This window comes from Arthrobacter sp. 'calajunan', assembly GCF_046940185.1.
In the GTDB taxonomy this organism is placed as follows: Bacteria; Actinomycetota; Actinomycetes; order Actinomycetales; family Micrococcaceae; genus Glutamicibacter; species Glutamicibacter soli.
This window is the reverse complement of sequence record NZ_JBKZDY010000010.1, coordinates 1-18,749: the sequence shown is the minus strand read 5'-3', so window position 1 is coordinate 18,749 and position 18,749 is coordinate 1. Positions and strand designations below refer to the sequence as shown.

The following is an 18,749-nucleotide window of genomic DNA, read 5'->3' as shown; positions in this document are numbered from 1 at the left end:
GTAGAGAGCCGAACGCCATTCACGCCGTTCCCGTTTGCGGATTCCGGGCCCGGCGTGCAGGCATACAACGCTTCATGGGTGGATCACTTCTCTGAAGTACCGCGGCGGCGCGCCTGTGCAGGCCGCCGCGGTTTCCATTCGCGCATTCAAAATCCAGCGGGTTGGCCGAGGACTGACTTCCGGGGCCCTTCGGATTCCCGCACACCACACAGAATCTGCGGCAGCCTGCGACGGACTAATCGGTGGAATCGCGCTCGATAATGCCGGTACGCGGATTCACCTGAGGCCTCTGGTAGGCCAGTTCTCCGCCATTGCGCCCGCCAAAAGGACGTCCGTGATCGGCATACTCTTCCCGGTAGAAAACCAGCCGCCAGCCTCCAAGCTCGATTCTCGCCCCGCTTCGCAGGACGTACTCTTGTCCAGCATTCAACCCTGCGCTTCCCCCGACCCTATGGACTGCTTGTAGGACGTATTCGTCGAGGTCGTCCCTGACGATTCGTGCATGGACAGGTTCCAGACCTTCTAATATCAGTCCGCTATCCTGGGCACTGCCAATAACCAAGACGTCGTCAACGAGGTTAAGCACTTTCGGCGCCTTCCCATCCCACGACTCGCTGTCCTTGACGAAGATGAGCCTCGGCCTGCCGCCACGATCGGCATAATGCGTGGTGGTAGGCCGCATGCGCTGGTTCCTCTGGAAGGTGGGGAACAACGGAAACAGGGTGCTCGGAATGCCCAGACTTTCATTCCTTCGATCCTTCTGCAGCAGCCCTTTGACGTTTTTCAACGAACCAATCCGTACGGCGTTCGATTTCATCGCGAAGCGACCGGTCAAATTGGGCTTGACGTCACCGAGCGTGACGATATTCCCCTTCGGCCCATCAATCACAATCTGGATTCCAGAGCTCTTGAGGCGATGCGCAAGCTGGTTTAGTGCAGGGCGGCTGGCACCTCTAGAGACTCGGAATATTGAGTCTGAATCGGCTTTGATATGGATGATCCGGCCTTCGGCCGTGACAGTTCCATGTACTTGTTCCGAGTCATCAGTGCCCTCGAGTGGCTGGTCGACCGTGAAATTCAGGTCAATATCGAAGCGCATCAGGCTACCCGTTCACTCGCGGTACTGATCTGAACCCAGTGAGTGGTCATCGCTCGTAGTGACCCGCAGGGTGCCGTTGAACTTCCATGTAGCCCGGGGTGCATCTGGACCGATGTCCCTCGGTACTTCAACCATCATGTCCACAAGTGTGTAGTTCACAGCTGCACCACGCCCGGTCAGGTAGGACCACAATTGTTGGCCGAGATCCGACCAATCGGCAATCTGCAAATCCTCCACTGGCAAATCTTTATTCGTATTAAAATTGTCCACTCTACCCACATTCCTCTGCTATCGAGAATGATCATAAAAACTGGATGAAGCTGCGGGATGCAGGCTCAGTGTGACATAGATTACCCTCTACTTGCGTCCGGGTAAATGATTAATTCTAAATTCAAGGCTGCCAGTCTCGCTGGCGCTTTTGTCGGGCGCCCTACAGGGTGAGGTGGGTTGCGTCTTGGTGCATATTCGCAAGTCAAATTAGGAATTAGTGAGTTATCGGGATGTTGTCACGTGGGTTAGGTTGGGGTTGGCAGCCGCATAATGGAGTAGGAAATCGATATTTCTCGAAAATTATCTTGAAAAGCGAGATTCATGAATTAAGGTGTTTCTGGTAGCTGAATTCACGATAAGTGAGATATTAGGAAAAAAGTTATTTGATTGCGAGTTTTGGCGCTTAAAGATGGTCGGGTCGCTTCCTGCGAGGACATGTTTTGAATCTTTGAAAGTCGAACTATCCTCCATCCCGGACAACTTGCCTTTCAGCCGGGCATCCCAGCCAATGAACCATTGGGGAAACTCTCGCGGAAGAGAAGTGCCGTTTGTAGTTACGGCGAACCTGAACCGCTGGGTATCGACGAAAACCTAAACAACGTGATGCCCGGAGTGCATGCACTGGCCATTGAAGCCCGAGTACACAAACTGCTGATATCAAGTATCAAGTCTCGGACCAACGCGGCAGCGCTGGAGTTACTTAGCGGATATATTCGCCGGTAGCTTCGCCGTAGGAAACGAGCTTGGTCCGCTTGATATTCGTGCGTAGGTGGACTTGTTCCACCGCGGCAGGCATCTGCGCGCCCTTTCTTGGCTCGCGTCCACCTTCTGGCCTAAAGATGAAGAAACCAAAGGGGATTGCTCCACGGTATGGAAATGACCACCCAACTTTTCATTGACGAGAAGTATCTATCGAGTCGCAGAACGCTAGCATTTCGTTAACGGGATGATCTGTGATTGCCGCTGCATCAATGGTGCATTACACAGTGGACCTGGGGTAGGCCAACAAACATGAGGAGCGACGCTTTGGAAAAGATCCGCCTGTTAATCGACAATGACACAGGAATCGATGATGCGTTGGCGCTGGCGTACCTTTGCGCCTGTGACCACGTGGACATTGTTGCGGTCACCAGCACCCCGGGCAATGTGAACGCTGACCAAGTAGCTGCCAACAACCGCGCACTGCTGACCCTCTGTGGCAAACCGGAAGTGCCGGTGCTGATCGGAGCGAGGAAGCCTTTGGAAATTCCGCTAGTCACCACGGAGGAGACCCATGGGCTCCAAGGCGTCGGTTATGCGACGTTGCCAGACGGCGGAGCGAGGGAAGGCGAAGACCGAGACGCTGTGGACTTCTGGATCAAGGCTGCCCGGGCGAACCCTGGCGAACTCACGGTGCTGTTGTGCGCACCATTGACCAATTTCGCCTTGGCGCTGCGTCGAGAACCTCGCTTGCCATGGTTGCTACGCAAGGTCGTGATCATGGGTGGGGCGTTCTACTACCAAGGAAATACAACCCCAACCGCCGAATGGAATATGCATGTGGACCCGCATGCCGCGAAGGAAGTCTTTGCAGCCTACACCGCAGCCGCGGAGGCGGGGCTTCCCGAAGAACAGCTGCCGATTGTGTGTGCATTGGAAACAACCGAGCGATTTGAGATGCGACCGGGATTCGTCAACGACTTGGCCATGAGCGCCGAGCTTGACGAAGAACATGTTCGGGAAACAGATCCAGAGGGTACCCGGAGTAAAGCGGAAAACCCGTTGCTCCGGTATGTCTCCGATGCTTTGCGATTCTATTTTGAGTTCCATAGAAACTACGACCAAGGCTACATCGCCCACGTTCACGATTACTTCGCAGCAGGTGTTGCCGCAGGCACGTTGGAGTATCAAACCAAGCTTGCGACGGTGGATGTGGAAACCGAGTCCACGTTACTTTTTGGAACAACGGTCGCTGACTTCCGCGGACTGTGGGGAAAACCTGCAAACGCGAAGGTGATCACGGAAAATAATCCGGCACGGGGGTTCGACGAGTTGCGCGAGAAGCTGGCTGCATTGGCCGGCCGAATGTAAAGAGAATCCTCGAGAAGACACTTCGTGAGCTAAACTCATGAACCGGGCCAAGGTGACATAGGTCCGGTAATCGGGCGTCCAGCAGTATCTGCGGGACGCGATCCATGCACTGCATCTGAGGATTCTCTTCACCATGTCACCCAATTTGCTCCTTGCCGACGAATCGACCGGCAGCAAGCTCCGTCGTAACCTCTTGGCTATTGCAGGCACACTCCTGCTCGTTACGACCTACACAGTCCTCGTGATTACCCAACCGACAGATCTCACCGGTGGGCTGGGCCAGGGCGTAGCCCTGGCGACGTTCGCCGCGTACCTGCTTTCTGCCTTACTGCTCCTGGCGGCTGTCCTACGGGACTTGCCTGTATCGACATTGACTTTGATTCCTGTGGCGCTCACCTTGAATATCCTCTTGGGGCAGTTTGTCGGCTCGGTGATGGTGCCCCTGTATCTGGACTCGATCGGCACGGTGCTGGTCGGATTCCTGGCCGGGCGTCGCGCCGGTGCGGCAACTGGAGTCCTGGGAACCTTGATCTGGTCTCTGTTTGCCCCGACGGTACTTCCGTTCGCGGCAGGAGCGGCGCTCATTGGCTTCCTTGCAGGCACGGCGGCTCGTTTCGGTGCTGTTCGACGTGTATATCTGGCTCCTATTGCGGGTCTTGTCTCCGGTGTTCTCGTAGGGGCGATCTCTGCGCCTGTGGCGGCATTTGTCTTCGGCGGAACCTCGGGTGTGGGCACCGGTGCTGTTGTGACGGTATTCCGTTCCATGGGCGACTCATTGTTGTCAGCGGTCACCAAGCAAGCATTGCTCTCCGACCCAGGGGACAAGGCGATCGTTTTCCTCATTGCTGCGTTGCTCGTTTATGCCCTTCCCGACAGGATGTCCCAGAGCTATGAGTTCGTGCGTCGCTACCGGGTACTTGGACGGCGGGGCGGAGAACGAGATTAAGGGCATGAACTGGTTCCAACGGCTTCATCCGTTCACAGTTCTGGCGGTGGCTGCTGCCGTGGTGACCACTACGACAGCTGCTGGGCTCTGGTGGCTCAGCTGCACGGTGATTGCCGGCGCGTTGGTTGTGGCCTGGAGCGTTGGCAAGAGCAAAAAACTTATTGGCCTATCGAGCGCGATCGTGCTGCCAACTTTTGCCTCGCAGCTGATGATCCACGGGCTCGCCTCCAACGGGAGCTTCGGGCTGACACAAGCTGGCTTGCAGACAGCCGCAGAGCTGGGTCTGCGAACGGCTGTGCTGGTCGTGGTCGGGCTGCTGTGCTCCTTGGTCATTGACCGCCATCAATTGGTAGCGGCAATTGACCTATCGAAAGCACCTGCGCAACTTGGATATCTGGTGGCAGCGACACTCTTTCTGCTTCCCCAACTTGCTGAGCGGCAGCGAGTCATCAACGAAGCACAGATGCTGCGACAGGTGAAGTTTCGTCGTGGGCTACGAGGTTGGTTCCAAAAGGTCCGTCTGCAGGCCGTTCCCCTGGTGCTTTCGTCTTTGGAGGAAACGGCCAATCGGGCACCGCATTTGGCCGCCCGTGGCTTCCCTGCAACCCAGAGGATGACTCGTTTGCGGGAAGTCCCAGACTCCAATGGGCAACGTTGGATCCGCCATGTTTCAGTGCTTTGCGTGTTGCTATTGCCAGCTCTGCTGCTTGTTCCAAGCTGGATGGATTTCGCATGACCAGTGAATTGAGCATTGGAAACTTGAAAACGGGGTTAGGCCTCGACATTGATCTTAAGTACTTCAGGTATGCGCATGCTGAGGTCGACGTTCTCCAAGACATCAAGCTGAACATTAGTCCTGGGACCGTCACAGTTATTAGCGGTGGTTCAGGGTCAGGAAAATCTACGGTAGGTGCAATCCTGGCCGGAATATTGCCTAGAACTGGTTTGGACCAGTTTGAAGGCGCAATAACCGTTGGTGGCAGACGCATTGAATTCTCAGAGGACAAAAGGCCTCGAATCGATCCTTCTGGCTGGGCTCAGCACATTTCGTTCCTGCCGCAGGATGTCAATGACTATCTATCAGGAACCAGGGCAACTGTTGCTGAAGAGATGGCGTTCGCGCTGGAGAATCGCGGAGTGCCACGAGAGGACATGCTGACTCGTATACTTGCAATCGCTGACATGCTGGACATCAACCATCTGCTCGCGCAGGACGTTGGCAAACTATCTGGTGGACAAGCACGAATCGTTGCTTTAGGCGCACTTCTGGTCGATAACCCGCAAGTACTAGTCCTGGACGAGCCATTTTCAGGATTGGATAAGAATGCCCGAAAAATGGTGATATCCGCCATCCAGAAGTTGAAATTGCTGGGCAAAGCGATTGTCATCTTGGCCCGGAACTATGTACATGGCGCGGATCATGCCGACAAAGCCCTTAGGTTGGAACGCGGGGAACTATCATCGTTCGAGCGGAAATCTCTTCCATCGAATCAAGAACCAAATCTAGACAAGAAGCCACCTCAACCCACTGGGAGAGAATGTTCATCGGTGATTCTGGAGCTTGCCGGAATAAACCTCGGCTACGGATCATCAACACCACCGACCATTAGTGGATTCAACCTCAAGCTTCACGCGGGCGAATGCTTGGGACTATTGGGACCCAACGGAGTAGGCAAGACGACCATCCTCAAAGCTGCGGTCGGATTGCTCAAACCAACAGCCGGAACAGTGCGCACGAGCGCAAAGCCGGGACTCCTGCTGCAGAACCCGAATGACCAACTTTTCGAACGAACCGTGTTCAAAGAAGTCGGCTACGGGCTTCGATCTGGCGCTAAATCTCAACAGCAGGTGGCAGCGGTGCTTGAACGGTTGGATCTGTGGGACAAAGCGGAAACGCACCCATACGAACTGTCCATGTCGGAACGCAAGCTAGTGGCTCTTGCTAGTGTTCTTGTGCATGAACCGGAGATCTTGCTGCTGGATGAACCAACAGAGGGGTTGGACGACAACGGAATAAAGGTACTTCTAGAAATACTCGAAGCCTGCACGTCAAAGGGCCATGGCATCTTGTTCACGAGCCACGACGATTCGTTCGTCGCTCAGGCAGCTAACCGAACAGTGCAACTGAACGCCGGTGAAAATGCGAGATAGATCAGTACACCCCTCTCCGCCCCATTCAATATGAAGTCCAGAATCCTGCAGGAAATCTTCTTGGACGGTCTGGCGAGATCTCTTGAAGATGCAGGTGAGCTCTGCTCAGCCTTGATGGGAGTTCATCGCCGCGAACGGCGAGTTCCAACGCGAAAGGCCGATGGTCAGGAGGATGCCGACCAGGGCGAAACCGCAGGTGATCCACCATGTCGAGTTCCATCCACCGGTGAGCGTTGCAATTCCGGCTAGCAACATGGGGCCGGTGAAGTTGCCGATGTTGAAGATCTGCTGGATCAGGCCCATGGAGGCCGGGGCGGATCCGCCGGCCGGGGCCAGATCGACAGCTACGCGGGTCATGGTGGTTGGAATGGTTGCCCCGCTGATCGAGAACAAACCGACGGCGATCATCTGGATCCACAAAAGATGCGTCGGGTAGTCGAAGACGAATGTCAGCGTTGACGTCACGGCCATCAGGATGAAGCCCACCAAGATCATGGTTCTGCCGTTGGCACCCCTGTGTAGCAGCGAGCCGCTGATAATGGCGCCCACGGCGTTCAGCCCGCCGACCACTGCTGTGACCAGACCACCGGTGACGGGGGAGAGACCGAAGCCATCATAGATGGTGGGAAGGAACCCAACGACAGCCATCCACTGAACGGTGTAGCAACCGAAGATCAGGCCGCTGACCCAGACGCGTCCGGATTTGGCGGTGATGCCGATGCGCCGCGCGGCTTCGCGCATTCCGGAGGCACCCGCTGGGGCATCGGGAGCCACGAACTTCAACACCAGTGGAATCGGCAGCAGTGTTATTCCGGCCAGGATCAACCACCAGGTACTCCATGTCATGTGCTGCAGGATCAGAGCCGTGCTGAAGACCCCGAGGAACGTCGCCATACCCATGTAGGCTGCCCACCAGCCGACAGCCATGTTCAGGTTCTTCAAGGGCGCGTGCAAGCGAACCAGCCCCGGGCCCATCACGGTCGTCATGATGACACCGGCGCCTTCGATGATGCGGGTTGCCAGAAGAACGTAGGCGTCTTGGGAAGCTCCTCCGAGGGCTGAGCCGAAGAAGAGCAATAACAGCCCAAGCAGCAACGTCCTGCGCTGGGAAATGACTTCTGAAAGCAGCGATACCGCCAAGCCACCGAGCATGCCAGCCACCTGTACTACACCGAGAAGGGTTCCAGCGAAAAGCAGGGAGAAGCCCAGCTGCTCTTGGATTACGGGCAGAGCCGGTGCCAGCTTCCAGATATGGAGACCGGCAACCACACCCGAAGCCACGATGATGATCCAGGCGATATTCGTACGCTTTTGAACTGGTTGCGGCGCTGTGGACAACGATGGGACTCCTTGCTTTGTTTGGGTCGTCATCAGAATTCATGGTACGAGGACCCCATGGGATTGTTCCACGCAAAGGCTGTGGAACCCACTTAGACGTCATTGAACGAGAATTAATTCCTCAGCCCGAGTATAAGAACTTCATTCCGTTTATGCCCTCATGACCTGTGTCGTGCCTAATGCCTTAGTATCCTGTGAGTCTTGAAGTGGCTGGTCTAGGATCAGCTGGCAAAGCAGGAGCCGGTCCTGCCCGCCCCACTGTCCGTCAGGGTTGAGTGAGGCCACCGATTCATAGCAAACCACTCTCCACAGACGGGGGATCGGGAAGATGGGGATCGGACAAGATATTCTTTGGATGACTGTGAAATCGAATGACGATGTTGATCGTCTGTCTAGTGTTGGACAGGAAGTATGAAACCACTGCCTACCGAAGCATACGACGCACTGACCGATGCGCTGGCCAAAATCGTCTGGCGCAAAGACGCATTTCGTAGGTACGTTGAAATCAGCTTCAGAGATCATTCTGAGCTTGTGGCTGGCCTTCCCTTCGACTCGGCATCTAAGTTTGAGGTTGCAGTTCAGCTCGTCGATCGACTTGTCAAAAAGGAGCTGAAATATCGCGATTTTGCACTGTCGTTGATGATCGAAATTAGCAAGATCGAAACTTTTCCGAACATCGTTCAGTTTGCTTCTGACCGACCAGACGCACTTCCCTTTGCCAAGAACTCGGTAGCCCGGCTTGCGAAAATTATTGAACCTCTGGTGAAGGATGAATCTGCAGCCCAAGCTTTTGCCGAAGAACGTGCCCGTCAAGAATCGTTAGCAATTCTCCGCCGTCAGCAGGAGGCGAAACTTCAGGAGCTCAAAACTGATTTCCTTGCTCTTTCCCAGGCAGACGACAAACAGCGCCGTGGGCTTCAGTTCGAACGACTGCTCGACGGGTTGTTTCAGTTTTACGACCTCTCACCACGGCTCGCCTATAACGTTGCCGCTGATCAGATCGACGGAGCTATCAGCTATGAGGGTGATGACTTCATTGTTGAGGCGAAATGGACGCAAAAGCCGGTCGAGCGCGAAGCAGCCGATGTTTTCGGCAGTAAGGTTTCGCGAGTCGGTAAAAACGGCCTTGGGCTATTTGTGAGTGCGAACGGCTTCACGACTGGTTTCATAGAAACTTATGGTCGGAGCACACCGTTCATCACGATGGACGGCACGGACTTGTTTACGGTGCTCGATGGTCGTGTTCGCCTAGACGATCTGCTTCGAGCGAAGAAACGTCATGCGAACGAGACCGGCAGTTGTTATTTCCCGGTTAACATGGCGTCCTCGTAGCGCAGCCCGACCGGGCAGTACGTACTTCTGCTACAAATCGATTGCCGGAAAATTTGTGAAGTGACTCTCAAACAAACTTTTTTGTAGAGAATAGACTAACGACACAAGAGACCGTTTTTCGGCGATTAATTAATAGAGAGATTTCCATGGCCAGACAAGAGAGCACTGAAGCTCGCATGACACTGTACCGACTAACGGGACTGCCATCCATTCGGGACGCCATACGCGAAAGGTACCTTGAACTCGACACGTTCGAAGAAGAGCCTTTGACACTGGATGATCGAGAAGCTCTGCTAGTCATGGGCAGAACAGAGCCAAAAACAGTCGGGTGGGCCTCTCTACTATCTGGTCTGAGTGGCGAAACGGTAACGTTGGAAAGCTCGGCGGCCGCCGCTGTACTCCTCATTGCTGATACCAAGAGCATTGAATCGGACGGCCCTTATCAAGACGAGGATGACTCAACAGGTACTGACGATGCTGATGAGCCAGAGCTCATTACTGTGTGGGCTGTGACGTTTGGAATGGGTTTTCAGCTCCTGAATCAAGATCGAATGGACAATGGGTTTGGTCAGCGGATTGCCATACGCAGCGCCTACCCGCTTGGTCTCAATTCCATTAGCAAAACAACACTTGATGAACGTCCACGCATTGAGCGGTCAACTATTGCCAACGGCGCACCGTTGAGAAGCTTCGGATTCGAGGACCTCGGCGACTTGGCAACTCGCCTTGTTACCGAGGGCAAAATTGATGGAGTCGGTGCAAGTGGAAAAGTCGTGAAGATTCGCGGTTCTGATTCCCTCAGTCTCCCGTTGTCCAAGAACATCCGTTCACTGTTGAGCGACCTCGAATCAATCAAGAAGGTTCTAGCGAAAAAACCCGCTTCTGAAGAACTAGCGGCCTTGGAACAGCTTGCTTTGGTTAAGGATAAGAACAGGATCAATGAGCTTGACGGTAAGCTCATCGAGGCTATCGTCGAGGACGACAGTGCGTTACTGGCTCTGGCATTTCCACATGAGATGGCCGATGAATACGGGAACGTAGATGCCTACAAGCTTTTAGGAACACGGGATCGAGAACCAAGGGACTACCTTCCGACCCTTAACGACATTCTGAGTCCGATTCGAGAAGTAAGTGCGGGGCGCCGCCTTAAGAAGCTGGACACGTTGGCCATAGCGCTGTTTGAGAATACTGACGATGATTCGCCAAGTAGTTCCCGTATCCCTGTCAAGAAATGGCTCGCTTTTCAAACCGAAATCGATGGTCGCAGGTATTTTCTGCATAATGGCAGGTGGTATCTCATGGATAGGAACTATGCTGAGATCGTCAAACGCCGAACGCACGCCATATTCGACCGGGGACCTTACTTTGATGACCTTCCGCCATGGAGTCTCGTCAAGGTTCCAGATGATGAGGCCCAGCAGAAAAGAAAGAACGCCGAACTTGCATACAACAAGATTTTGGCAGAGCATGTAGACGGTCTTTGCCTTGACCAAAAGCTGATAAAGAGTGAGACGCACAAGCACGGCATTGAAGCGTGCGACGTATTGCTTAAAGACGGAGTCTTCGTTCATGTCAAGCATGTTGATGCTTCGTCTCCAGCAAGCCACTTACTAGCTCAGGCACTCGTCTCTGCGGAGGTGCTTTCGTATGACAAGACCGCGCAAGAGAATCTGGCCGAGCGAATCACAGAAGCTGGGGCCAACCCAGATGACTACAGGTTAGAGCCATCTAAAATCGTCATCGTCATGGCACGCGAAAAATCACTGTTGAGCGCAGATAGTCTATTTACCTTCACACAGGTCAATTTATCGCGGCAAGTGGCGCAACTAAACAAACAGCAGATCGATGTATACGTGGCTCCGATCCTCCGTGAATGGGACGAGATCGAGACGGATTGAGCCGGTCAAGTTTTTGGGACACGAACTTTGATCTTGTCTATATATCCTCAAGCCGCTAAAGCTAGAAAATTCCTTTCCCGATACGCGTCCAGAACCGCCTGAGGACTAACCCCGCCATTAGCCATATGCGGGCGCTTCCGGATGTACCAAACCTCGATGTACTCCATCACCGCGGTATGCGCAGCCACCCTGCTGGTGAAGGTCCAGTGATGATACATTTCGTTCTTGATCGTCGAGAAGGCTGACTTGGCGACATCACGTACCTGCGCACCGGTTTCATGTGGTGTGCTCGCAAGGCTTTGGCTTCGCTCAGCTCCTCGCAAGGGTTTAGCCACCGGTAGTAGCTGGCCCTGGTCACCTACAGTTTTTGGCACATCCAGTTCACTGAATACTGGCCTGTGTGGATTTGATGAAGTCGAAGACCGGCGCTTATTTCTTGCTGTTCGAGGCGAAATAGGCGCTGACATATTTTAAAAATGGCTATCCACTTAACTGCCGTAATCTCAGCGAAGTGCGCGTATCGTTTGACCTACGGGGTCTTCACCAACGGCTGGAAAAGACTATCCAACGTCATTGGCGCAATTCCGTTCGTGGTTTCCCACTGACGCCGATTGTGCCGACTATCTGGACTGGTTGCGTTGGCCGGATGGCTTTGTCTGCCCCTGTTGCTCCAGTATCGGCGATTGGTCAGATCTAGTAGGAATACATCGTTGCACTGGCTGTGGGCGCCGCTTCAGTGCCACGTCAGGAACCATATTTCACCGAACTCGAACGCCGCTGACCGTGTGGTTCGAAGCGGCATGGCTGATGACCGTCTCGAAACAAGGAATCTCGGCGCTGAATTTGCAAAGGACCACCGGCCTCGGCAGTTACCAAAGCGCTTGGACGATGCTCCAAAAGTTCCGGACGGTTATGAGCCCTAGTCATCATGTGCTGTTGACTGGAAGAATCGAAATGGATGAATCCTATCTCGGCGGCAAAGGAAAACCAGGTGTAACTGGACGAGGTGCCGCGGGTAAGTTCGTGGTTGCTGGTGCGATCGAACGGTCCGGACGAAGCTTCGGTCGAGCAAGGTTGCAGATACTGCCTGATGCAACAAGTGCGAGCCTTGAAAGGTTCATCCGCCAGCGAATCCAACCCGGTTCGATCGTGGTTACTGATGGCTGGTGTGGGTACTTGAAGGCTACTAAGGGTGCTGGCGTTCAGCATGAAATACATAATGTCTCGGACAGTGGTATGCCAGCGCATATTCCCTTGCCTGGGGTTCATCGATTGTTCTCGCTTGTCAGGCGAGTATTGGACGGAACATATCAAGGTAGTGTGCAGCCTGAGCAATTGCAAGGGTATCTAGATGAGTTTACTTTTCGGTTCAATCGCCGTCATGCGCAGAGCCGGGGGCTAGTTTTCTTCCGGTTGTTGGAAGCGTCAGTGGGCGCTGGTCCTAGCTCATATCAGAATGTCGCTCGCGTCCACCGCCGAACTGGCACAGTTACTTCGACGGGTCCGGTAGCTGAGTATTATGCTCCGAGGTCACTGGAGAATCTGTCGATTGCTAGGCCTTGGAGATCCGCATGATCACGGCAGTTAAGTGGATAGCCATTCTTTTAAAAAATGTGATGTCTCGACACATGGGTAACAATTCTGTATCACCACATCGGTAACACTTAATGTATCGAGACATCGGTAACAGTCACTCCACGTCAGGCATGTTCTGGAACTTCGCCTTCGCGTGCTGCAGGCTCAAATACGTCACCCCTTCGGGGAAGGGGAAACCGTATTTCGCGATCAGCTCACCATCCATCGAAACCACCATCAACTCCGCCTGGTTCCAGAGGACCTCCACCTTCGTTGAGCGCAGCAGCTTGCCCAGATAGAGCTCTACGCCTCCCACCCGCAAGCACCGGTTTGTCAAGCCCCGGGTTTTGTAGAGACTCTTTAACTTGTTTTTCTAAGCAGCCGCAACGTCCGTCTGCGTCCGTTCGGTCCACTGTTGATGCACGTGAGCCGGCGACCTGTATCCGAGTGCCGAATGCAGCCGCTGGGAGTTGTACCAGCCAACCCATCGCGAGGTCTCGGCCATGACCTCAACCTGTCCAGACCATTGCTTCCGGTCGATCAGCTCCGCCTTGTAGACCGAATTGAGCGCCTCGGCCATGGCATTGTCGAACGAATCGCCCTTGGAACCCACCGAAGCGATGACGTTGGACTCGGCCAACGCCTGCCCGTATCTGATGGACCGGAATTGCACCCCACGATCTGAGTGGTGCACGAGGCCGGTCACGTCCTCATCATCCCGATACTTCCTTGCCAAGGCCATCATCAAAGCGTCCCTGGCCAAGGATTCCCGCATGTGGTTGGTCACTTGCCAGCCCACGATTTCACGGCTGAACACATCAAGAATGAACATCGCATAAACCCACCCCGCGTGGGTCGGAACATAGGTGATGTCAGCGACCCAGAGCCGATTGGGGGCTGCTGCGGTGAACTGGCGATCCACCAGATCCACCGGACATGATTCCGGGTCCGCTGAACGGGTCTTAGGCTTCTTCCGTTTGCGCCGCACCCCATCGATCCCGGTGATCTTCATGAGCCGCTCCACGGTGCACCGGGCAATCGTCCCGAACTGATCGCCATGCTGGTTGTTCATGGCATGCCACATTTTCCGTACCCCGTAGCAGGAATAGTTCTCCTCATAAACGTCAAGGAGTTTAGGCAGTAGTTGTTCGTCGCGAACGCTGCGGGCCGAAGGCGGTCGTTGCTTCGCAGCATAATACGAGCTCACGGCGATCTGCGTGCGGGTTCCTTGCAACGCTCGGATGATCGGCTCGACCCCGAGCTCGTCTTTGTGCTGATCGATAAAATCAATAATTACTTTGAAGGGCACCACGAGCTCACCCCGCGAAGAAAGTCGCTGCCTTCTTCAGGATCTCGTTGGCCCGCTTGGTCTCGGCCAGCTCGGCGCGCAGGCGCTTATTCTCGGCTTCCAGGTCAATGGACTGGGCCGGCGTCATCGCGCCGCTGTTCTTGTAGTTGCGCACCCAAGTGCGCAGCGTTTCACTACTGACCCCTAGCTCCTTGGCCACGCATCGGATGGCGCCATTCGCTGTGCTTGGATCGGCCTGCGCATGGATCACGAGGTCCACGGCGCGGGTCTTGAGTTCGTCGGTGTATTTGATCGGCAAGGCAGAAGTGTTCTTTTTCCAATTTCCTTGCCTCTATTAAACCCGGTGCGATTCAAAGTGTCACCGATGTCCTGATACAGAACTGTCACCGAAGTCCCGATAGAAAACACATTCTTTTAAAAAATCGTTCTCCCGCTTCGTCTCCAACAGTTCCTTACGTAGGTTCTCGTACCGCGCCCATTCCTCCGGGCCGCGTTCCTCGGTTTCTGCTGCGGGATGCTCGGCGCGGTAGACGCGGACCCAGTTGCCCAGAGTTCCTTCATTGATGCCCAAAGATGCTGCGACTTCAATCAGGCTCTTCTGGGATGAGAACGCCAGTTCGACTGCTTCGGCACGGAATTCCGGGGAGAACTTCTGACGTTTGGACATGCACTCATTCTCCTACGAACGCGTGTCTCACAACATCTCTAATGGTTCTTGGCAGGTCTGGGACCCGCTGGCAAGATAGATGCCACCCACCACGATGTGACTCATCACAACATAGTCTCCCCGGATTCGTGGATGACTTGGACATGACCTGTCCGTCATAGTGGGTGGCACCAATCCGGCCACTTGATATGGCTTCATAGAAGGTCGTCCACACCCTAACTGGGCGTGTGACTCATTAGAGATCCGCCTGCCAAGTACTTCTCCCGGACCGGTGCCAACCGTAACGGCCACCCACCGGAGAAGGAGGCGAAACCGTCATGACCATCGTTGCAGAAAAATACGATTACGTCATCGGAATCGACACCCACGCACGAACCCACACCTACGCCATCATTAATACCCGCACCGGCAGCAGGGAAGCTTGCCAAACCTTCCCCGTCAGTACCCCGGGGATGAACAGGGCCATCGCCTGGATCCAGCGCAAGACCCAAGGGCGGTGCATCGCCGCAGTCGAAGGAACCCGATCCTATTGTGCGACGATCACCCATGCCCTGACAGATCACCAGGTAGAAGTCGTCGAGGCGAAACCGCCACGGAGAAAAGACCAGGCCGGCCGAGGAAAATCCGACGCTATCGACGCGACCGCGGCGGCCATGAGCCTGTTACCGAAAGACATTACCAAGCTGCTGCAGCCCCGTGATGAAGGCGCTAGAGCGGCGTTGAGCATCCTCTCGGCCAGTCGCGCACGGCTTGATGCCCACCGAACTGCGAACCCCAACGCGCTCTCAGCGCTGCTGCGTACCTACGATCTGGGAATGGATGCCCGTAAGCCTTTGAGCGTTCGCCAGATCAAGCAGGTCAGCAGGTGGAGAGAGCATGAAGCTGACACGATCGATCAAAAGTTCGCCCGGGACGAAGCGAAGTTCTTGGCGACAAGCATCCTGGCTGCTGATCAGATGCTGAAGGAGAACAGCCGAGCGATGTCTGAGCTCGATGAGCAACTGGCTCCGGAACTGCAGCAAGTCTTCGGCTTGGGGCCTGTGACCACAGCATGGATTCTCAAGGCCTATTCCCATCATGGGCGTATTCATTCTGAAGCTGCATTTGCTGCGCTGGCTGGCGTTGCTCCGTTACAAGCTTCCTCCGGAAACCACGAACGTCACCGGCTGAACCGTCATGGAGACCGGCAGCTGAACAAGGCGTTGGATGGTCGCACGGACGAGGATGGGACATCATGAGGCGACGAAACGCTATGTTGAGAAACGTACGGCTGAAGGCTTGAGCCCGAAAGAAATCGAACGGATCCTCAAGCGCTATATCGCTCGGAGCATCTATCGTCAGTTGCAGGTGATTATGGCTTGACAAAGGTCATAGAAGGGTCATGGCAGCTCACAGAGTATTCTCTCCAGCTGCGTCGCAAGGCTTGAGGTCGAAGTCCATGTTGTCAGCAGCCCAGTGCGTTGTATCCACAAAGTCGAGGCCGTCAGCCAAGTGAATGAGATCTGCATGGAGGAAGAATTGGAAACGATGCGCGAACGGAGCCACACGGTGCGGCCTTTCGATGATCGATATGCAGGTATCAACGAACATGAGAGTGACTAAGCGGGCCAAACCGAACCGGGCAGACATCGACTTCATAGGACAAGAATGCGTGGTACGGTACAAAAGCAACAACTATCGAGTCGCCTATTTCGAAGCCCGAACTCCGAATAAACCGGGTGTATACCTTGGAGGGAATGACGATGATTACTCCGCATTGTTCGTAGACCTCCATGCGCCACACCGAGGGCTTAGCATTGGCGCAATCATGGCGAGGCTGAGACAATTAGTGGAGGCGTTGAACATCCAGAAGATTCATCCGCACAAGTTCCGCAGGACGCTCGCTACGAAGACAATGGACAAGGGCAAGCCAGTGATTCAGCTGTAGCATCTTCATGGAATCAGCGCATCGACACCAAGCTGCAATACGCGATGGTTAAGTCAGACGAACGTGAAGAACGCTTACAGGCGATATATCGGGTAATGCGGAAGGGACGCAGTGCGGACAAAGACACTGGCTGAAATTGGGACCGTGGTCACTGGCAAAACCCCCAGCACGTCTCGTCGTGACTACTACGGCGGAAATATACCTTTCATTACCCCCAACGAACTCCATGAAGGTCGTACGGTAACTCAGAGCTCGAAGACACTTTCAGAATCAGGACTTCAGTCGATTAAAGGAAGTATTCTGGAAGGCACCAGCATTCTGGTTGGCTGCATCGGCTGGGACATGGGGAACGTCGCGATGACGAGTGACCGATGTGCGAGCAATCAGCAGATCAACGCAGTAACGTCTATTAGTTCAGAGGTGAACCCCGCCTATCTCTACTACTGGCTCTCGACGCAGAAAGAGTATTTGTTCTCCATCGCTTCGGTGACCAGGACTCCCATTTTAAGTAAGAGCACGTTTGAGCAAGTGAAAGTACCCGTGCCAGACCGTGACGTCCAAGATGATGTCGCCCGCATACTCACCGGTATCGATGACCAGATCGCTACGAATGTTCTGGTAAATGAAAATTTACAGGCCATGCTGCAGATGCTCTACGGATACTGGTTCTTGCAATTTGACTTTCCAGACGAGAATGGCAGACCGTACCGCTCATCCGGTGGCCAAATGGTCTGGAACGATCAGCTTAAACGCGAGATCCCTAAGGGTTGGGGTGTCGCGTCTCTTGTATCGAATTCGTTGTCCGAACCGCTCAAGCCAGGTGTCTCACTATTTGCGGAGAAGTCGTATTTGGCAACCGCTGACGTCGTGGGTACAACTATCAAGAGCGGGAGCAGGATCCAATATGAGACGCGGGAGGGGCGGGCAAACATGGAGCCCGTCCTCAACTCTGTCTGGTTTGCCAAGATGAAAGGAAGTGTCAAACACCTGTTTTTGAACGATGCTTGCGCGTCTTTCATTGAAGAGACAATCCTCTCTACCGGCTTCGTTGGCCTGAAGTGCAAGTCGGAGGCTTTTGAATACATCGCATCGTTCATAGCCAGCGAACAGTTTGAACCGCTCAAAGATCTGCATGCACATGGCGCAACACAGCAGGCAGTCAACAACTCAGACCTTGAGAACATACTGATGCCCGTGCCTGACGGTGGATCTCTGAAGAAGTTCAGCCAATTGACATCGTCAATTTACAGCCGTTTCAACGCCAGCATCATTGAGAACAAGCGATTGCATGAGCTGCGCGATTGGCTGCTGCCGATGCTGATGAATGGTCAGGCAACGATGGCCAACACAAGTAAATTATTATTTACCTGATAGTTAACAGCAATTTCCTTGTCAGGGAGATGAAGGGCCCGACTCTAGATCGTGGTTGAACCTGAAGTAACTTTAGGGAAAAGCTTGAATTTGCGGAATTGCACGGAGCCGAGCGTTACCTCCCCACCGGTGTCTCACCAAACTGGTGTGGTCCGCAGCTTCTGCAAGTACCTGGTGATCGGCGCCAGCACTGGCGCTGCACTGTAGTTGACATTGTCAGTAGCTCGAAAGCTTTCGCTACCCCTGCCATGCCCACGGTGTTTCGGGTCCGAGTCCCCAGATGCGCGGGCAGCCCTGGAAAGAATAGGCAAGGTTCTGATCGGTCAGTGTCCGGTTGCTGGCCTGCCTGGCAGGGGCCGGTAAGCGATAGGCATTCGTGAACGGATCCTGCCTGCTGGGCCGTACTTCGCCGGCGTAGCTCAAAGATATCAGATCGGTGCACAGGTTTCAGGTCGGGTGAACGGCGATCATGCAGCGGAACTCTTGAGCTCAGGGGGCGATCTAATGTGTAGCGGTGGATCGTGTCAACGCTGTGTAATCTCATGACTTCTAATACGGAAATGAGGTGAGTCAGGCACCCTCCCGTGCAATCAACTCAACGTCGAAGCCCAGCTCCTGCAACCGCCTGACCGCGTTGCGCCGGACCCGATCCGGATCCTTTGTCGACGGAAGTTGAAAACTGGTCATGAACGGAACTCGAAAAGTGAACACTCTCAGAATAAGGAGTGTGAACCGTCCCGGGTTTGATGCCGCTATCTTTCTCTCGAAAGACAGCGGCTGTCTCTTATACACATAT

Annotated in this window: 15 protein-coding genes and 4 pseudogenes; 10 read left to right on the top strand and 9 right to left on the bottom strand. The window is 54.3% G+C overall.

The features are described from left to right. Positions 1-235: 235 nt before the first annotated feature. Together RF641_RS14535 and RF641_RS14530 are read right to left on the bottom strand one after the other, a co-directional pair. Entirely contained in the window at positions 236-1,099 is an 864-nt protein-coding gene (locus RF641_RS14535; RefSeq protein WP_424573471.1) for an FHA domain-containing protein, read from the bottom strand. Between the two features lie 12 nt (positions 1,100-1,111). After that, entirely contained in the window at positions 1,112-1,369 is a 258-nt protein-coding gene (locus RF641_RS14530; protein WP_047120321.1) for a hypothetical protein, read from the bottom strand. Between the two features lie 1,011 nt (positions 1,370-2,380). Here RF641_RS14530 and RF641_RS14525 point away from each other — a divergent pair. From RF641_RS14525 to RF641_RS14510, 4 genes are all read left to right on the top strand, one after another. Then, positions 2,381-3,439, top strand: a complete 1,059-nt coding sequence (locus RF641_RS14525) for a nucleoside hydrolase (protein WP_424573470.1) — start codon at positions 2,381-2,383, stop codon at positions 3,437-3,439. 133 nt (positions 3,440-3,572) lie between these two features. Continuing rightward, positions 3,573-4,385: an ECF transporter S component gene (locus tag RF641_RS14520; protein ID WP_424573469.1), complete on the top strand. Its 813-nt coding sequence runs from the start codon at positions 3,573-3,575 to the stop codon at positions 4,383-4,385. 4 nt (positions 4,386-4,389) lie between these two features. Next, entirely contained in the window at positions 4,390-5,121 is a 732-nt protein-coding gene (locus RF641_RS14515; RefSeq protein ID WP_424573468.1) for an energy-coupling factor transporter transmembrane component T family protein, read from the top strand. Beyond that, positions 5,118-6,536 (top strand): ABC transporter ATP-binding protein, encoded by a 1,419-nt coding sequence (locus tag RF641_RS14510; protein ID WP_424573467.1) that lies wholly within the window; start codon positions 5,118-5,120, stop codon positions 6,534-6,536. Before RF641_RS14515 ends, RF641_RS14510 begins: the two co-directional genes overlap by 4 nt. Positions 6,537-6,641: 105 nt before the next feature. On the opposite strand, the gene RF641_RS14505 is transcribed toward RF641_RS14510, so the two are convergent. Then, positions 6,642-7,874 carry a CynX/NimT family MFS transporter gene (locus tag RF641_RS14505; protein ID WP_424573466.1) on the bottom strand — a complete coding sequence of 411 codons (1,233 nt, stop codon included), beginning with the start codon at positions 7,872-7,874 and terminating at the stop codon, positions 6,642-6,644. Between the two features lie 411 nt (positions 7,875-8,285). Between RF641_RS14505 and RF641_RS14500 the strand changes: the two genes are divergently transcribed. Both RF641_RS14500 and RF641_RS14495 read left to right on the top strand, forming a co-directional pair. Further along, complete coding sequence (locus RF641_RS14500; RefSeq protein WP_424573465.1) at positions 8,286-9,206, top strand: restriction endonuclease; 921 nt, start codon at positions 8,286-8,288, stop codon at positions 9,204-9,206. A 146-nt stretch (positions 9,207-9,352) separates the two neighbouring features. Then, positions 9,353-11,104 (top strand): DUF6119 family protein, encoded by a 1,752-nt coding sequence (locus RF641_RS14495; protein ID WP_424573463.1) that lies wholly within the window; start codon positions 9,353-9,355, stop codon positions 11,102-11,104. A gap of 47 nt (positions 11,105-11,151) precedes the next feature. Here the strand turns inward: RF641_RS14495 and RF641_RS17650 are convergent. Further along, positions 11,152-11,358 (bottom strand): annotated as a pseudogene (locus RF641_RS17650) (IS3 family transposase); the annotation flags it as partial. Between the two features lie 319 nt (positions 11,359-11,677). On the opposite strand from RF641_RS17650, the gene RF641_RS14485 reads away from it, so the two are divergent. Then, positions 11,678-12,679 (top strand): IS1595 family transposase, encoded by a 1,002-nt coding sequence (locus RF641_RS14485; RefSeq protein ID WP_424573462.1) that lies wholly within the window; start codon positions 11,678-11,680, stop codon positions 12,677-12,679. A 115-nt stretch (positions 12,680-12,794) separates the two neighbouring features. Here RF641_RS14485 and RF641_RS14480 read toward each other — a convergent pair. The 4 genes and pseudogenes from RF641_RS14480 to RF641_RS14465 all read right to left on the bottom strand — a co-directional run. Continuing rightward, positions 12,795-13,022 (bottom strand): annotated as a pseudogene (locus RF641_RS14480) (IS481-like element ISAar28 family transposase); the annotation flags it as partial. Positions 13,023-13,052: 30 nt separating this feature from the next. Then, positions 13,053-13,991 carry an IS3 family transposase gene (locus RF641_RS14475; protein WP_424573461.1) on the bottom strand — a complete coding sequence of 313 codons (939 nt, stop codon included), beginning with the start codon at positions 13,989-13,991 and terminating at the stop codon, positions 13,053-13,055. Positions 13,992-13,995: 4 nt separating this feature from the next. Next, the gene (locus tag RF641_RS14470; protein ID WP_424573460.1) at positions 13,996-14,286 is read right to left on the bottom strand and encodes a transposase; all 291 of its coding nucleotides are present in this window, start codon (positions 14,284-14,286) and stop codon (positions 13,996-13,998) included. A gap of 108 nt (positions 14,287-14,394) precedes the next feature. After that, a pseudogene (locus RF641_RS14465) lies at positions 14,395-14,655 on the bottom strand (transposase); the annotation flags it as partial. A gap of 317 nt (positions 14,656-14,972) precedes the next feature. On the opposite strand from RF641_RS14465, the pseudogene RF641_RS14460 reads away from it, so the two are divergent. The 3 genes and pseudogenes from RF641_RS14460 (at position 14,973) to RF641_RS14450 (ending at position 17,953) form a co-directional block, all read left to right on the top strand. Further along, positions 14,973-16,017: pseudogene (locus RF641_RS14460) on the top strand (IS110 family transposase). Positions 16,018-16,150: 133 nt separating this feature from the next. Beyond that, entirely contained in the window at positions 16,151-16,582 is a 432-nt protein-coding gene (locus RF641_RS14455) for a tyrosine-type recombinase/integrase (protein WP_424573459.1), read from the top strand. 111 nt (positions 16,583-16,693) lie between these two features. Beyond that, entirely contained in the window at positions 16,694-17,953 is a 1,260-nt protein-coding gene (locus tag RF641_RS14450; RefSeq protein ID WP_424573458.1) for a restriction endonuclease subunit S, read from the top strand. A 570-nt stretch (positions 17,954-18,523) separates the two neighbouring features. On the opposite strand, the gene RF641_RS14445 is transcribed toward RF641_RS14450, so the two are convergent. Continuing rightward, positions 18,524-18,749: hypothetical protein (locus RF641_RS14445; RefSeq protein WP_424573457.1), on the bottom strand; the 226-nt coding region annotated here is incomplete at its 5' end.